This is a genomic window from Pantoea dispersa (genome assembly GCF_035783935.1).
GTDB lineage: Bacteria > Pseudomonadota > Gammaproteobacteria > Enterobacterales > Enterobacteriaceae > Pantoea > Pantoea dispersa_C.
The window spans coordinates 185862-201450 of sequence record NZ_JALKOV010000005.1; the positions used below are offsets into that span (position 1 = coordinate 185862).

At 53.7% G+C, this 15589-nt stretch carries 14 protein-coding genes and 1 tRNA gene; 4 read left to right on the forward strand and 11 right to left on the reverse strand.

Annotated features, from left to right (window positions below; genetic code table 11):
• The first annotated feature begins 322 nt into the window (after positions 1–322).
• Positions 323–2167, forward strand: a complete 1845-nt coding sequence (rpoD, locus tag MXF20_RS12165) for an RNA polymerase sigma factor RpoD (protein ID WP_325969586.1) — start codon at positions 323–325, stop codon at positions 2165–2167.
• 48 nt (positions 2168–2215) lie between these two features.
• Here the strand turns inward: rpoD and MXF20_RS12170 are convergent, their stop codons facing one another.
• From MXF20_RS12170 to MXF20_RS12180, 3 genes are all read right to left on the reverse strand, one after another.
• Positions 2216–2977, reverse strand: a complete 762-nt coding sequence (locus MXF20_RS12170) for a substrate-binding domain-containing protein (RefSeq protein ID WP_325969587.1) — start codon at positions 2975–2977, stop codon at positions 2216–2218.
• A gap of 88 nt (positions 2978–3065) precedes the next feature.
• Positions 3066–3581, reverse strand: a complete 516-nt coding sequence (gene mug, locus MXF20_RS12175; RefSeq protein WP_152390417.1) for a G/U mismatch-specific DNA glycosylase — start codon at positions 3579–3581, stop codon at positions 3066–3068.
• The gene (locus MXF20_RS12180; RefSeq protein WP_325969588.1) at positions 3578–4165 is read right to left on the reverse strand and encodes a TetR/AcrR family transcriptional regulator; all 588 of its coding nucleotides are present in this window, start codon (positions 4163–4165) and stop codon (positions 3578–3580) included. The genes mug and MXF20_RS12180 overlap by 4 nt, the downstream gene beginning before the upstream one ends.
• 136 nt (positions 4166–4301) lie before the next feature.
• Here MXF20_RS12180 and MXF20_RS12185 point away from each other — a divergent pair, with 136 nt between their 5' ends.
• Both MXF20_RS12185 and MXF20_RS12190 read left to right on the forward strand, forming a co-directional pair.
• Positions 4302–5084 (forward strand): SDR family oxidoreductase, encoded by a 783-nt coding sequence (locus MXF20_RS12185; RefSeq protein WP_325969589.1) that lies wholly within the window; start codon positions 4302–4304, stop codon positions 5082–5084.
• 199 nt (positions 5085–5283) lie between these two features.
• Positions 5284–5359: transfer RNA gene (locus tag MXF20_RS12190), tRNA-Ile, on the forward strand.
• Positions 5360–5609: 250 nt separating this feature from the next.
• Here MXF20_RS12190 and arsC read toward each other — a convergent pair.
• Genes arsC through MXF20_RS12205 form a run of 3 tightly spaced genes read right to left on the reverse strand, consistent with a single transcriptional unit; the run spans position 5610 to position 7703 of the window.
• The gene (gene arsC, locus MXF20_RS12195; protein ID WP_064365669.1) at positions 5610–6035 is read right to left on the reverse strand and encodes a glutaredoxin-dependent arsenate reductase; all 426 of its coding nucleotides are present in this window, start codon (positions 6033–6035) and stop codon (positions 5610–5612) included.
• A gap of 12 nt (positions 6036–6047) precedes the next feature.
• On the reverse strand, positions 6048–7337 hold the full coding sequence (locus MXF20_RS12200) for an arsenic transporter (protein WP_293774462.1): 1290 nt from the start codon (positions 7335–7337) through the stop codon (positions 6048–6050).
• A 45-nt stretch (positions 7338–7382) separates the two neighbouring features.
• Entirely contained in the window at positions 7383–7703 is a 321-nt protein-coding gene (locus MXF20_RS12205; protein ID WP_111141359.1) for a transcriptional regulator, read from the reverse strand.
• Positions 7704–7789: 86 nt separating this feature from the next.
• Between MXF20_RS12205 and arsH the strand changes: the two genes are divergently transcribed.
• Positions 7790–8488, forward strand: a complete 699-nt coding sequence (gene arsH, locus MXF20_RS12210) for an arsenical resistance protein ArsH (RefSeq protein WP_325969594.1) — start codon at positions 7790–7792, stop codon at positions 8486–8488.
• Between the two features lie 1064 nt (positions 8489–9552).
• Here the strand turns inward: arsH and MXF20_RS12215 are convergent.
• The 5 genes from MXF20_RS12215 to MXF20_RS12235 form a co-directional block, all read right to left on the reverse strand.
• The gene (locus tag MXF20_RS12215) at positions 9553–9783 is read right to left on the reverse strand and encodes a hypothetical protein (protein WP_325969595.1); all 231 of its coding nucleotides are present in this window, start codon (positions 9781–9783) and stop codon (positions 9553–9555) included.
• Positions 9784–10187: 404 nt separating this feature from the next.
• Positions 10188–11369, reverse strand: a complete 1182-nt coding sequence (locus MXF20_RS12220; protein WP_325969598.1) for a fimbrial protein — start codon at positions 11367–11369, stop codon at positions 10188–10190.
• A 29-nt stretch (positions 11370–11398) separates the two neighbouring features.
• Positions 11399–13930 carry a fimbria/pilus outer membrane usher protein gene (locus MXF20_RS12225; RefSeq protein ID WP_325969600.1) on the reverse strand — a complete coding sequence of 844 codons (2532 nt, stop codon included), beginning with the start codon at positions 13928–13930 and terminating at the stop codon, positions 11399–11401.
• Positions 13931–13979: 49 nt separating this feature from the next.
• Positions 13980–14690, reverse strand: coding sequence for a molecular chaperone (locus MXF20_RS12230; protein ID WP_325969602.1), 711 nt, complete (start codon positions 14688–14690; stop codon positions 13980–13982).
• Between the two features lie 41 nt (positions 14691–14731).
• On the reverse strand, positions 14732–15241 hold the full coding sequence (locus tag MXF20_RS12235) for a fimbrial protein (protein WP_058771500.1): 510 nt from the start codon (positions 15239–15241) through the stop codon (positions 14732–14734).
• Positions 15242–15589 lie beyond the last annotated feature (348 nt).

Sequence of the window (15589 nt, forward strand, 5' to 3'; positions counted from 1 at the left end):
TTCTGGTTTACAGACGCTGTAAGCGAAGCCGGAAGCAATGCATACGTACCAGAGGCGTTAACGTCGCAGTCAGTTTCAAAGCTGCCAGCGCGCAGCAACCGGAGCGTACTGGCGTACGTGAGGATTGCAGGCACTGCCAGCATTGAAAATGGCCGGTAAGCTAGCCTCGGACAGAATATTAAGCGGCTTAAGTGCCGATTTACGATGGGCCAAAGCCCTGGCCGCGTTGAAGGCAGCGGCAAAAACACAACGCCTTCACTGTTATAGTTGGCTCGCTGCCGACCGACACCAATCTAATTAACAGAAGTGTGGATACCGTCTTATGGAGCAAAACCCGCAGTCACAGCTTAAGCTGCTTGTCACCCGTGGTAAGGAGCAGGGCTATCTGACCTATGCTGAGGTCAATGACCATCTGCCGGAAGATATCGTCGACTCCGATCAGATCGAAGACATCATCCAAATGATCAACGATATGGGTATTCAGGTGGTGGAAGAAGCCCCGGATGCCGATGATCTGATGCTGAATGAAAACAGTACCGATACTGACGAAGATGCCGCGGAAGCTGCCGCTCAGGTATTATCCAGCGTTGAATCTGAAATTGGCCGTACCACCGACCCGGTGCGCATGTACATGCGTGAAATGGGTACCGTTGAACTGCTGACGCGCGAAGGCGAAATCGACATCGCCAAGCGCATCGAAGACGGTATCAACCAGGTGCAATGCTCTGTCGCCGAATACCCGGAAGCGATCACCTACCTGCTCGATCAGTACGATCGCGTTGAGGCGGGCGAGTCGCGTCTGTCTGACCTGATCACCGGTTTCGTCGATCCGAACGCCGAGGAAGATCTGGCGCCAACCGCGACCCACGTTGGTTCTGAGCTGTCAGAAGAAGACCGTGACGACGACGATGAGGAAGACGAAGAGAGCGATGAAGACAGCTCCGACGACGATAACTCTATCGATCCGGAACTGGCGCGCGAGAAGTTTAACGACCTGCGTACGCAGTACGAAACCACGCGCACCGTGATCAAAGCCAAAGGCCGCAGCCATGCGGACGCCGTGGCCGAGATCAACAATCTCTCTGAAGTGTTCAAACAGTTCCGCCTGGTACCGAAGCAGTTCGACTACCTGGTGAACAACATGCGTGAAATGATGGAGCGCGTGCGCACGCAAGAGCGCCTGATCATGAAGCTGTGTGTTGAACTGTGCAAAATGCCGAAGAAAAACTTCATCACCCTGTTTACCGGTAATGAAACCAGTGAAAGCTGGTTCAAAGCGGCACTGGCCATGAATAAACCGTGGTCGGAAAAACTGCAGGAAGTGGAAGAAGATGTCATGCGTTCGCTGCAGAAACTGCTGCAGATTGAAGAAGAGACCGGCCTGACCATTGAGCAGGTGAAAGACATCAACCGTCGTATGTCGATCGGCGAAGCCAAAGCGCGTCGTGCGAAGAAAGAGATGGTTGAGGCTAACCTGCGTCTGGTGATCTCCATCGCCAAGAAGTACACCAACCGTGGCCTGCAGTTCCTCGATCTGATTCAGGAAGGCAACATCGGTCTGATGAAAGCAGTGGATAAGTTTGAATATCGCCGCGGCTATAAGTTCTCAACTTATGCCACCTGGTGGATCCGTCAGGCTATCACCCGTTCTATCGCCGACCAGGCGCGTACCATCCGTATTCCGGTGCACATGATTGAGACCATTAACAAACTCAACCGTATTTCGCGCCAGATGCTGCAGGAGATGGGCCGCGAGCCAACGCCGGAAGAGCTGGCTGAGCGCATGCTGATGCCGGAAGATAAAATCCGTAAGGTGCTGAAAATCGCTAAAGAGCCGATCTCCATGGAGACGCCGATTGGTGATGATGAAGATTCGCATCTGGGCGACTTTATCGAAGACACTACGCTGGAGCTGCCGCTGGATTCCGCGACTTCGGAAAGCCTGCGTTCTGCCACCCACGATGTGCTGGCTGGCCTGACCGCGCGTGAAGCCAAAGTCCTGCGTATGCGTTTCGGTATCGATATGAACACCGACCACACGCTGGAAGAGGTGGGCAAACAGTTTGACGTAACGCGTGAGCGTATCCGTCAGATTGAAGCCAAAGCGCTGCGTAAACTGCGCCATCCGAGCCGCTCGGAAGTGCTGCGTAGCTTCCTCGACGATTAATCGTCCTGGTCAGTAAAAACCCCGGCTTGCCGGGGTTTTTTATTGTCTTCAGTATGGCGTCAGCCCTTTCTCCTGCATCACGCTGCGCGCCTTGTCGCTCTGCAGGTATTTCACGAACTTCGCCGCGGCCTGCTGCTGCTGGCTGCTGCGCGTGATTACCGCACCGTACAGCGTATCCTGCTGTGCCGCCGGCGGAATCAGTCCCACGACAGTAATCCCCTTCACCGCCTTCAGCTCGCTGTTCTGCTGGAAGCCCAGCTCGGCTTTGCCCTGCGCGACCGCCTCACCCACCGGCGTGGCCGGAATCACGGTGATCTTCGCCGCTGTTTTCGGGCCCAGCTGCAGCTTATCCAGCATCTTGCTCTGAATATATTTGCCGCTGGCGCTGTCAGACACGGCGATACTTGAGGCGGAGGTCAGCACCTGTTTGAACTTCGCGACGGTACTGATATCCGGCGGCGTGGTGCCCTGCTTCACCGCCATGGCAATGTACGAGTGCGCCAGCACCTGATGGCTGGCGCTATCCACCCATTTCGCCTGCTCCAGCGGCTTGATGGCGTAATCCACCATCACCAGCACATCCGCGCTTTCATGGCGTTTGAGGCGATTCGGAATCGCCTGCGGCGTGTCACCCATCGACGGCGCCGCTTCCAGCTCAATGCTGTCACCGCTCTGCTGCTGATAATCCTGCTTCAGGCTTTCAATCACCGGGTACATACCGCCGGAACTGAATACCTTCAGCGTTGCGGCCTGGACGCCCGGTTGCGCCGCCAGCAGCAGTGCCGCCAGAACCATGGTGCGTTGCTTCATCTCCCTGCTCCTTTTTTTGCGTGGAGCATTCGGTGTAGCCAGAAACAAAACGATGAACAACGTTATTACTTTGTGAAACAGAGCCAGCTCACGCCTTATTCTGTAACCAATCATGAAGCTGGCGATAAGCGGCGACCATCTCCTCCAGCGAAGCTCGGTTTAATCCGCTGGGATTGGGCAGCACCCATAAGCGGGTTTCGCCCAGCAACTGCGGCTGCTCGCCCCACGCCACGTTGCGCTGACGAAACGCCTTCTGAAACGCATCCTTACCCAGCACCGCCAGCGCGCGCGGCTGATAGCGCAGCACCTTTTCCTGCAGACGCGCACCGCCGTCGCGCAGCTCCGCGCCCGCCAGTTCGCTGGCCTGAATGGTTGGGCGCTCAACCAGCATGGTGATGCCGCAGCCGGTCTCCAGCAGCCGCTGTTCCTGCTCCGGCAGCAGCTGTTCGCGGGTGAATCCGGCCTGATGAATCACCTTCCAGAAGCGGTTGCCGGGATGCGCAAAGTGAAAACCGGTATGCGCCGAGGATTTACCCGGATTGATGCCGCAGAACAGCACCTGCAAATCGGGCGCGATGATGTCGCGGATGTCGTGATCGCTCATGCCGTCACCAGCCCGGCGCGCAGTTTGACCGCCTGACGCGTCACCTCCAGCATCTGGCGCGCTTCCGCCTCGTCAGTGCAGGCGCGCGCCAGCGCCAGCGCACCGACCATTTCGGCCTGCATGCTGCTGGCGATGCTCTCCGCCTGCGCATGTCCCAGCTGCTGCAGCGCCTGCACCAGCTGGCGCCGCACCGCTTCGCGCTTCGCTGAAAACAGCGCTCGCGCATCCGGCGGTAAATGCGCCACTTCGCTGACCAGCGCCGGTATCGGACAGCCCTCGCCTGGCGCGCCACAATGCTGCGTCGACAGGTAGCGGTCGATCCACTGGTTCAGTCGTTCAGCCGGATCCTCAATCGCGAGCACGGCGGCAAAACGCTGCGCCGAGTCAGCAAACATCTCGCTAATCACCGCTTCGACCAGCGCTTCACGTGAGGCAAAGTGCGCATAAAATCCACCGTGCGTCAGGCCGACGCGCTTCATCAGCGCTGCCACGCCAATGCCTTCGGTGCCGCATTCGCGCATCACCACCGCCGCTTCTTCCAGAATGCGCTGCCGCGTGCGCGCCTTATGGCTTAGCTTTTCCATCGGTTGTTACCCTGCTCATCGTTAATGGCAATCAGTGTAATTATTACGATCGTCATATTCCAGCTTGACGATAGATATGATGGTCGTCATATTATCAGCACACCAATATGACGACCATCATACAGAGGACTTTCCCATGTCACACCAACTGGCTTTAATCACCGGCGCCTCCAGCGGTATCGGCGCAACTTACGCTAAACAGCTGGCCGCACGCGGCAATGACCTGATTTTGGTGGCGCGCGATGCTGCACGTCTGAGCGCGCTGGCGCAGTCGCTGCGTGAGGCGCACGGCGTGGAAGTCAGCGTGCTGGCTGCAGACCTGACGCGCCATGAGGATCTGGCGCGTATTGATCGCGAGCTGCGGGACAATACGCGCATTACCACGTTGGTCAACAATGCGGGCATGACGGTGGAAGGCGAGTTTATCGACGCCAGCATCGACCAAACGCAAACCATGCTGGCACTAAACGTGGTGGCGCTGACGCAACTCTCTCACACGGCCGCACAGGTTTTCCGCAGCCGCAATGCGGGCACCATCGTGAACGTGGCGTCGGTACTGGCGCTGGTCAATGAGCAGGCAAACGGAGCCTACAATGCGACGAAAGCCTTTGTGCTCTCACTGACGCGTAACATGCAGCGCGAGCTGGCGGGCCACAACGTACGCGTGCAGGCGCTGCTGCCGGGCCTGACGCGCACCGAGATCTTTCAGCGTACCGGGCGTTCTGTAGATGACCTGCCGGCAGAGATGGTGATGGAGGTCGACGACTTAGTCGCCGCCGCGCTGCGCGGTCTGGATGACGGCGAAGCGATCACCATTCCTTCGGTAGAAGATATGGGCCTGTGGCACAGCTTTGAGCAGGCACGCGGCGCCATCCTGCCGTTTATCTCGCTGAATAAGCCCGCCACGCGCTATCGCTGAGCCTGTGCATCCTGAGACAAGGCAGCAGCAAGCCTTGTCTCAAAAACACGCCAACGCTGAGTGCTTATTGCCCGCTCCTGCCAGGGTTTGGTGATTTTTTGCTGTGAGATCAAGGACTCAGTGATTGCGGGAATTTTCACCAACCGATTGAGCAACGCTGGATCGCCCCACCGAGATACTTTATAATCCCCGCTCCGCTGGCCCCTTAGCTCAGTGGTTAGAGCAGGCGACTCATAATCGCTTGGTCGCTGGTTCAAACCCAGCAGGGGCCACCAAATTATCAATAACTTACCTCAAAAGTTACCGCTAAGCTGGTTTTCCAGGATACTTATAGGATACCGGCCTGAAGTAGAGCAAAGTAGTGCTTCACCCACCATATATTCAGTCAATTTTTGCTTTAAGCTAACTTCAACCTAAGGCTACTTAACGCTCAGGCCATCTGTGGCATAAAGCTGTTCAGCAAGCGCAATGTCCGCTTTGAGCGAGGAGCGGACGCCCGGTGTCCGCTAATGTGAACTAGCCAGGTTACTTAAACCGTCTTCCTGCCTCATCAGTCACCTTTTCTCCATCCTCTTTGGTGAAAGAACCTTTCTGACCTTCAGGGAGAATATCCAGCACAATTTCTGAGGGACGGCAAAGTCGTGTCCCTAACGGTGACACTACTACCGGCCTGTTAATCAGGATCGGGTGCTGAAGCATAAAATCGATCAATTGCGCATCAGAAAATTTATCTTCATCCAGACCCAATTGCTCATAAGGCTCAACATTCCTACGCAGTAATGCACGTACAGAAATCCCCATTTCTGAAATCAGCCTGGTAAGCTCTTCTCGTGTCGGTGGCGTATCGAGATAATAAATAATTGTTGGTTCGGTGCCGCTGTTACGGATCATCTCCAGCGTGTTACGTGAAGTACCACAGGCCGGGTTGTGATAGATAGTAATGTTGCTCATATCAGTATCTCATTACAAAGTGATAGAGAGCCGCCATACCAGCGCGGCCAGAGTGACGAACAGCACCGGCAGGGTCATAATTATGCCTGTCCGGAAGTAATATCCCCAGGTAATGCTCATGTTTTTCTGTGCCAGTACATGCAGCCACAGCAGGGTTGCCAGACTCCCGATTGGGGTAATTTTGGGACCTAAATCGCAGCCAATCACATTGGCGTAAATCATTGCTTCTCTGACGACGCCAGTCGCAGTACTCCCGTCAATGGACAGCGCACCAATCAGCACCGTCGGCATATTGTTCATCACCGACGACATGAAGGCAGTCAGGAAGCCGGTGCCGAACGTGGCGGCCCATAAACCGTTGTCTGCCAGCATATTGAGTACGGCAGAAAGATACTCAGTGAGTCCGGCATTACGCAGGCCATAGACGACCAGATACATACCCAGCGAGAAAATCACGATCTGCCAGGGCGCACCACGAAGCACTTTCCCGGTATTAATGGCCTGGCCCCTCTTTGCCACCACGAACAGCACCGCTGCGCCAACTGCTGCTATAGCGCTGACAGGGATCCCCAGCGGCTCAAGAACAAAGAAACCGACCAGCAGGAACAGCAGAACAATCCAGCCAGCCCCGAACGTCGCAGGATCCTTAATCGCACTGCCGGGAGTCTTCAGCAGTGAGACGTCATATCTGGCAGGGATATCGCGGCGGAAGAAGAGATGCAGCATGACCAGCGTGGCAGCAATGGCTGCCAGATTCACAGGAACCATCACCGAGGCGTACTGCGTAAAGCCCAGGCCAAAGAAATCCGCCGAGACAATATTTACCAGGTTAGAGACAATCAGCGGCAGGCTGGCGGTATCAGCGATGAATCCTGCAGCCATGACAAATGCCAGTGTCGTTCCCTGGCTGAACCCCAGAGCGAGCAGCATCGCAATCACAATCGGTGTCAGTATCAGTGCTGCACCGTCGTTAGCAAACAGCGCAGCAACAGCAGCGCCAAGCAGCACTATCCACGTAAACAACAGGCGACCGCGCCCGTTACCCCAGCGGGAAACATGCAGTGCGGCCCATTCAAAGAAACCAGACTCATCGAGCAGCAGGCTGATGACGATTACCGCAATGAACGCCGCTGTTGCATTCCAGACGATATTCCAGACGACAGGGATATCTTCAAAGTGGATGACTCCCGTTCCCAGCGCCAGCGCGGCTCCGATACTTGCGCTCCAGCCAATGCTGAGGCCTCTGGGCTGCCAGATGACCAGGACCAGCGTGAGTATAAAGATACTTCCTGCCAGAAACATTTTCAGACTCCTTTATATATGCTTATGTGTATGTGATTAAGCTTGTCAGCAAGAAGTACATGCGGATTTTTCCAGTCGTTCACGCACATCATCGCGCAGGCAGTGCCATGCCGTCGTTATCGTCTCGCCGGCCCATGCAGGCATGTGCGGTGAGAGACGATAGTGAATCCATTTCCCTTCCCGACGGTCCAGTACCAGTTCAGCCTCACGCAGGATAGCCATGTGACGGGAAACTTTAGGCTGTGATTCAGTGGTAGCAGCACATATATCGCATACGCACAGTTCGCCCGATTCCCGGAGAAGCATGACAATTGCGAGCCGGGTTTCATCCGACAGGATTTTAAAAAGCTGAACAGGCTGTAGCATTTATTACTCCGTTCCCTTTAGAATACATATATGTTAAATCATATGTGTTTATTTTGAAATCACCAGAGCCACCCGAAGGAGAAAAAATGGAGCACTTTCCTGCCCTGAACGCTGATTGCTTCGATCAGCATATTGCTGAACGTCTGCAGCTCCATGAGCCGCCACGCATTCTGATTCTGTATGGCTCGGTAAGAGAGCGTTCTTACAGTCGTTTTACAGCAGAAGAAGCAGGTCGCCTGCTGGAGGCGATGGGAGCGGAAGTCAGACTGTTTAACCCTTCAGGTTTACCCCTGCCGGACGACGCCCCGGATACGCACCCAAAAGTCACCGAGTTGCGCGGGTTGGTCAGGTGGTGTGACGGGATGGTGTGGAGTTCCCCGGAGCGGCATGGGGCAATGAGTGCCGTGATGAAGGCACAAATCGACTGGATTCCCTTAATCGAAGGAGCCGTTCGCCCATCCCAGGGAAAAACTCTGGCGGTCATGCAGGTGTGCGGCGGTTCGCAATCTTTCAACGCCGTGAACCAGATGCGAATTCTGGGACGCTGGATGCGGATGTTTACGATCCCCAACCAGTCTTCAGTTGCCAAAGCATGGCAGGAATTTGATGAGAACGGGAGAATGAAACCCTCGTCCTGGTACGATCGTATCGTCGATGTCGCCGAAGAGTTGTTTAAAATTACCCTCATACTGAAGGGACAGACCGGTTACCTTGCCGATCGCTACAGTGAACGAAATGAGAGCCATGAGGAGCTTTCATCCCGCGTTAATCAAGACAAAATATGACGTTCCTGTTTTCATGAGTTCATGCTGTGTGAACTCAACAACGTCCGCTTCTGGCACAAAGCGGACACTCGACATGAGCTTTCAGTGCGAACAGTAATGCTGGGTCTGCCACAATTAAGCAAGCAGCCACTACCTTCCTTCCCCCCTCGCTTTCCAGCAACAAAGAATTGCGATGTTTGGTTTGCATCGCTGATTTAAACCACTCGAGGCTGCCGAGCTGCCAACCCTACCGGCACAGCTCATAACCATCAGAACGTTTCGAATGAATAAGCACTGCCTAGAGAAAACAGCCTTACCGAAATGCCACGTAAGCTGTTGTTTATTCCATTCTTCGTCACTTTTGTAATCATGGTCATGCTTTACCTGAAACTCTGCGTCCAGATAAGCCCAAAGGCGCTGACGCCCTGTAATTCTTCGACTTCACCTGTCAACTTATGGTGGTGTTATAAAATCCCCATGTCCTCGGAGATTTTAAAAATGCACCAGTGAAAGACACCACAAGTGGTTTAAATTTGACCAGGCAGCTCAACCTGGCAGGTGAAAACCAATTTTATTATTAAATTTCATAAACTTAAAAACTGGTCTAATGACACCCCTGCAAAAAAAGTGTACAGGTGATCTTGAAAATTAATCATCATTATCAGTAACTTAAGTGACCTGCCGCCGCCACCATGAAAATGCAAAAATCAGCCGTTTTCCGCGGGGCCGCCGCCTCGTGGACAGGGTACCCCGCCGGGAGGACCCGCTCATCTTTCCCCGTCCTCCCGGTTACAGTGACCGACCATCAACAGGCTGGTGGTCGGTTCAAAAATGAAAGTCAGGCCCGAAAGGGTTTTACCCAAATAGTGCTAAACCTTCGGGCTGTTGCAATGACTTCTCAGTAGGGGCGAACTTTCAAACACAGCCTAAGCCTCTGATTTGTTCGGGACCGTCACTTTGTCTGGCTTACGAGAGCTGGCAGCCAGAAGATTAATTAGTAACTCGCTGATTTTATTACGAGTGGTCACAGTGACCACCGGTGTCCTGACGCTTAATCCGGCCCCCGTTTTAGGACCGCCCGGCTATTAGGCCTGGCACAGAGCACGTAAGCTGTTGTTTATTGCATTCTTCGTCACTTTGGTTCGCGTTTTAATGCTGCCTGTAAGCTCGTCTTCATGACGCTGATAGATTTTGTTTACCTGTTTTGCATCGTTGTATCCCAGCAATTCAGCGAGGTGATCAGCTGTGAACCAGATTTTCCCGTCACCGTTATCAAATGGCACGACACTGTGATTGTTAAATGTCAGTTCATTCATTTCGGATACCTACAGAAAAGTGAGCATTTCGCACAGAGAAACCGCACCAGAGAGCTCCGCACCTATACGGGATCTCTCAGGCTCACTTTTCTTAAAGCTCAAGTAATATCTGCGCGTACGAAGCATATAGATCTATGGATAGCGCCCTCGCCCACTATTGCGCGGTCCAGTCTCTTCACACTTCCTATTTGCTATCTTATTCAGATTACAGTTCGCATTAGTGTCCAGAAGTTTTCCAGTTCGACATCAAACCGCTACTGTAATTTAGTAGATTAGAAATATCAGACATTTCATAAGCCACCAGCCATTTCAATTTTTTTATTATCGTGATCTTTTTGAACCCTATAGATTCTGCCCTTTTATAAACTGTACTAGCTGTATCGTGCAGATTCCGCTTTCTGGAATCAGTGATAATTGATAGTGAATACCGCTTTGCTGTTGGCTGTGCCGGGCGTTACGCGCGTCTCAGTCTGATAATAGCGTGCCTGCATTGGGATCGTGTGCGTGCCTGGTGCTCCGCTGTCAACCGTAGTCTCATACGCCCCTCCAAGATTGAACGGAACCGGTGAACTGTTTGAGGCATCGCCAGTTGCCAGCTGAATACCAATTCCTCTGGCGCTATCATCCGCACCATCAAGTTTAATAATCCCCTTCAGCGCATCGATTGCGCCGAATGTGGGTGAAATATTCATCACGAACCGGTTCAGTCCACGAAGACCCGGCGTCTGAGCACCGCCTACGCTGAAACCAGGCGAATTACTCGAATTCGTGTAAGTGCCATAAAAAGCCGGGCAGTCCGTCAGGGTAATATTAAAGGGCTTCCACGGAGTGGTTTTCACACTTCCGTTAAAATATTTGTCCATGCTGTAACTGCCCAGAGGAACTGTCACGTCAGGCGTTTTACACGTACCTGCGATCACGTTGATTGACCCACTGAAATTTTCCCGGTACGTCTCTCTTGGCAGTCCAGTTACGCTTCTTGAGCCTTTAACGTCAAGAACAACCGTTGGCAACTGAGCACCGTTTATAAGACCGCCAGCAATTGGGCCGGTCTTGACGAAAACCAACGTAAAATTATTGCGGATCATCACCGAAGCAGCGCCGAACTGTGTTGACGGATAGGACCATTTAAATAAAGGAGTAAAGTCGAGCGGCTGCCCTACGCTTGCCGATGTGCCATCATCATTCACCACCGCCACGCCGATACCCGGCACAGACGTAACATAAAGCTTGCCCGCGTACTTTCCTCCCCAGCCGGGGACCAGTCCTGGTGTGTTCGTAACGTGTACATACTGTTCAATATCAAAGGGCAGTGCAGAATTGGTTGTGTGGCAGATAAGGTAAGGCGTCCTGCTTCCGTCTGTTGTTATCCGCTGCCGGTGAACAATGGTATCTACAGGCACATCGGCACCTATCGTAATGTTCGGCGTCGTTAATGGGACGGTATACACCAGTGGACCCTGTCCAGTGGCAAAGTCACAGTCGTCAGCATGAGCTGCGAAGGCCATCAGCCCGAGAGACAGCGCTATCGCGTATGAAAAAATATTCTTTATCTTGTTCTTGTCGGCTTTTTCAGTAGATTTCATTTCTTAACTCCTGCGGGCTATCCGCTAAATTATTTGCAGATGCCTGTTATTTCATTCAGGACGCCCGGCTTTTTGCCTTTACTGGTCGGAATACGATAATGCAGCAAACATTTACCCAGAGCACCTTCTGCCCAGCTCACCGTCAGGCTGCCACTTTCCTCTTTCACGCGGGCATACAACTGCCCACCCTGGCCAACGTTGCCCACACGCTCTCCGCGTGAGTTCTTTACGTCAGCACCAAAGGGAAGCGGTTGCCCTTTGAAGCTTCCGCTGATTAACAGCGGCGTGCCTCTCTGGCTGTTGAAGTTAACCTTCACTACGGCACCGGCCCAGGGAGCAACGCGTTGCTGTGTATTTTCCAGCTCGATATCTTCAGGAGCGTTTTTTGGATCAATCTGGATATCGTTAAACTGATAGGGGTTGAGGTACGGCACGGCCGCATAACCGAAGCTATCTATCTCAATACCCGGGTAGCCTGACACCTGAGCGCCTTTCGCGCCTTTTGCCTCAACCAGAGCCATGGTTTCGCCGGTGTAAGGGGATAGCGTCACGCCGCCAGCGTGAGCAACAATCGTGCCGGATGCACCCAGTGAGGTGCTGCGATAGCCTGCGCCCTTTGATATGCCCCCATTAAGGCTGGTGACGGGTGAGCGATATTGTCCGTTAAGTGAACCGCTGTCCCCGCCGCGTACGTCATTACTTGCCGTTGCACTATAGCCATACTGGTTGCTGCTCCCCAAATTCCCTGACAGGGTTGCCTGCTGCACGTTGCCGCCGTTGCTGTCGCGATTCCAGTCCATACGCACATAAGGCTGGTGGCCGCCGTCCGATCGACCCAGCGGGAAACTCATGGATAGTAGATAGGTAGTCTGCTGTGACCCCGTTCTTGTCTTCGCGCGGCTGGCGCTCAGACCCCAGCTGACTGATTTATACTGACTGTTGTAACCAAGCTGGTACTGCACGTCGCTACCCGGCTGATTCCAGTAGTTCTGCACTGACCCGCTGACATAAAACTGGCCAAAATTTTCAGGCAGCGCCTGAGACGCGGTCAGGGTTGCACGGTTCTTTGCCCGATAGAGGCGATTAATGTCTGTGCCGCGCTCAACGGCCTGTCGCGACTGCATCGCCGTCAGGAAATCCATGTATCCGGAGGTTGAGAAGCGGTACGTCGCCAGCGACAGGTTGCTACCTGTATCCGTCAGGGTCTTGTTCCAGCTGAGGCGATAGCTTTGGCCACCCATGCTGCTGCCATTTTTACCGAGCTGCGTTGCGGCCTGAATCACGTCTGCGGCTACGGCACCGGCAGGCGTCGAAACGGCCGCACCTGCCAGAATGGCGTAATAGTTTTCACTTAGCTGCAGGCCGCTGTAGCCGGTCAGGGTGTTAGATAAACCGTACTGGAGAGTTCCCTGAAAAAGCGCAGGGTGATCATCAACCAGCTCACTGCGCAGGCGCCCCGCGGTCAGTGAGAACTGCGCATTACCCGGCCGTAACAGCTGTGCGACCGCAGCATAAGGGACGCTGAACTGCTGCAGAGTGCCGTCAGCCTCCGTTACCGTAATCTGAAGGTCTCCACCGTAACCGGTCGGATAAAGGTCATTTATCAGAAATTCACCGGGTGAGACCGTGGTTTCATAGATAACATTTCCCCCCTGACGAACGGTAACACGGGCGTTTGTGCGCGCGATACCGCGAATATCAGGTGCGTAGCCGCGCTGTGAGGCTGGCAGCATCCTTTCATCCGAGCTTATCTGCACGCCGGTAAAGGGCAGCGTGTCAAAAAGCACGCCAGACGTATTCGACTGGCCTGCCAGCAGACGGCTTCGCAGAGGGGTAATGTCACGCTGAACGTAAGTATTTAATGCGGCATAACCGTCTTGTCCTAAACCGTGGTTCCAGATACCGTTATGACGCAGGTACCAGCCGTCAATATTCAACCCCGAATTAAGGCTGGCATACAGCGAGTTGTCGCTGCTGCCGCGATAGTTGTTCTGCCATGCGTTAAGACCATAACTTAAAAACCCGCTATTTATGCCGCGGTCCCAGAGGAGGGGGTCAACCTCGCCTCGGGCATTCTGGCGCAGATAACGCTGGGGAATAGACAATGTCAGCCGCTGCTCGTTGCTGTCGAAGGTCACTCTGGCGTCGGGCAGAAGTGCCGACAGGTCACTGCAGGGCTGAGGCTGATTTAATGCCTGGCGCATAGGCTCAGGCAGCTGTGAATCATTGAAGGCAATCGCGGCCAGCAGCTCAGGTGACAGGCAGGGTATGACGCCTTTTTCCGTCTGGTGAAAAGTAACTTCCTGCAGCGAGAGATACTCCTCGCCCAGGTAAACGGAGACCTGATAGCGTCCTGGGGTGGCGCTGGATCCGGCCGAGAAGCGGCTCAGGTCATTGTTGGTGCCGCCAAATCCCTGCAGGAAAACAGGATCAAACTCGACGTTTTTTTCGGAATCTTCCGCCAGAGCACTGTCGCTTGCGACAAGTGCGGCGCTCAGAAGGGCCAGTCTGACTGCCCGGGCGAGCTGATCTGCCCGCGGTGTGATGTTACAAACTGACATAACCTGCCCCTGACTCCCGTAAAGTCCCGTATATCGCGAAGATAATGATTTATTTGATAACGACGTCGCTGATGACGATGGCTCCGTAATCGTTGACCCACTGAACGCTCAGCGTCTTACCGCTTGAAGCGCCTGGAACGCTGAACAGTTCAGAGCCAGCGGGCGCGATCATCTTCCCTTCCGCAGGCTTGCGGGTGTCGCCTTTAATGCCGACCCTGACAAGCGAAACGTGATACTGTGAAGCGTTTATGGCCTTAACCTGATTTCCAGACATGCTCCAGCTGAGTTGTTCAGCAGCCTGCGTAGGCGTTCCCCTGAGACCAGAAGGGCGGAAGAAAACTTTAATACGCGTACGGAAGGCCATCTGCAGCGTGTTGTCTGCATTTTTCGCTTTAGCGGGTATTTCCAGCACGTTGAGCCAGAACACGCTTTCACGCCCTGCTGGCAGAGTCTTTCCGGTATAACTGATACGCAGCGTCTGCCCTTTTTTAGGCTCAATGCGGTTAATTGGTGGCGACAGCAGGAATGGAGCCTGCAGGGTTTCCGGACTGGCTTCGCTGTTGCCCTCATCGATCCAGCTCTGTGCCAGCACGGGGCTGTCCCCTTCGTTGGTTAACTGCACCGAAACAGTTTTTTCCGCCTGCGGGAAAATGACCCGCGTGCCACCGATCACAATACTCGCGGATGAGAATGTGGAATAAGTGGATGAGAGTGTCAGAAAAAGTGCGGGTATCACCGCCCGGCGGGTAAGACTGAACATGATTTCCCCTCACGTGGAATAAGGGGCCGAAGCCCCGGATTTTATTTGTACTGAATTGAATACACGACGTTGCTGACGACGGTGCCTGCACCAGTCGCATCGGTCGCATAATAACGAACCGCGTAAGGCAGATTCGCGGTACCGCCTGATACGTCGACATAGGTGGTGTCATTGACCTGTGCAGAGTCGCCGACGTTGATAGGAGCCAGCGTTGAGCTTGAGCCATCCAGTAACTCCAACTGCACATTGCTGGCAGTGCCTGAGCTGTTCAGGCGACCTGAGGTCAGGTCGACCGTCGGGCCTGCTTCAAAGAAGGCGGACGCCGTGGTGAGCGTTCCCGCACAGTTGCTGAGCGCCATGTTGAATTTGGTTGTGCCGCCGGTTTTACCCGCCGCATCCAGTTGCGTCACAGCCATGGTTGGCAGTTTTACCGTGGCGCTTGGGCCGGAACCGTTAACTGAAACGTCACAGGTAGTGGCGGTGAGTTCACCATTGAAAGTAATGGTGCCAGTTGACGCAGCGTGCACATTTGCTCCGATTGCGATTAACATGAGCGCTGACGCAGCGTAAGCCGTTTTTAATTTGTTGTTCACTTAGATATTCCCGTAATTAAATTATCATCAGGAAGAGAAAACGATGTCTGGAGGCAGGCAGCACTAACTCATTCCATTTTCAGACAGCCTGAGCTCCGTATGTTTTTTCCTGAGGTCTCTGTCTGATGGGTAAATAGTAATGCGGTGAGAGTCGAATCAATATCGGATGGCGGGTGAGAAGGTGTAGGGAATTTCTCCTTCCTTGTAAGATTAATCTGCACTATGTAGTCCCATGCCTACGTATTAATGTAACCATAGTTTTATAGTCAGAAGGACACTGAATTGAATGTTAATCATTCCTACGCT

Coding starts and splice junctions, on each gene's coding strand:
- MXF20_RS12235 (WP_058771500.1), bottom strand. CDS start 15,241: ATGTTAATCGCAATCGGAGCAAATGTGCACGCTGCGTCAACTGGCACC.
- MXF20_RS12180 (WP_325969588.1), bottom strand. CDS start 4,165: ATGGAAAAGCTAAGCCATAAGGCGCGCACGCGGCAGCGCATTCTGGAA.
- MXF20_RS12225 (WP_325969600.1), bottom strand. CDS start 13,930: ATGTCAGTTTGTAACATCACACCGCGGGCAGATCAGCTCGCCCGGGCA.
- MXF20_RS12200 (WP_293774462.1), bottom strand. CDS start 7,337: ATGTTTCTGGCAGGAAGTATCTTTATACTCACGCTGGTCCTGGTCATC.
- MXF20_RS12220 (WP_325969598.1), bottom strand. CDS start 11,369: ATGAAATCTACTGAAAAAGCCGACAAGAACAAGATAAAGAATATTTTT.
- MXF20_RS12230 (WP_325969602.1), bottom strand. CDS start 14,690: ATGTTCAGTCTTACCCGCCGGGCGGTGATACCCGCACTTTTTCTGACA.
- MXF20_RS12205 (WP_111141359.1), bottom strand. CDS start 7,703: ATGCTACAGCCTGTTCAGCTTTTTAAAATCCTGTCGGATGAAACCCGG.
- arsC (WP_064365669.1), bottom strand. CDS start 6,035: ATGAGCAACATTACTATCTATCACAACCCGGCCTGTGGTACTTCACGT.
- MXF20_RS12185 (WP_325969589.1), top strand. CDS start 4,302: ATGTCACACCAACTGGCTTTAATCACCGGCGCCTCCAGCGGTATCGGC.
- mug (WP_152390417.1), bottom strand. CDS start 3,581: ATGAGCGATCACGACATCCGCGACATCATCGCGCCCGATTTGCAGGTG.
- MXF20_RS12215 (WP_325969595.1), bottom strand. CDS start 9,783: ATGAATGAACTGACATTTAACAATCACAGTGTCGTGCCATTTGATAAC.
- MXF20_RS12170 (WP_325969587.1), bottom strand. CDS start 2,977: ATGAAGCAACGCACCATGGTTCTGGCGGCACTGCTGCTGGCGGCGCAA.
- rpoD (WP_325969586.1), top strand. CDS start 323: ATGGAGCAAAACCCGCAGTCACAGCTTAAGCTGCTTGTCACCCGTGGT.
- arsH (WP_325969594.1), top strand. CDS start 7,790: ATGGAGCACTTTCCTGCCCTGAACGCTGATTGCTTCGATCAGCATATT.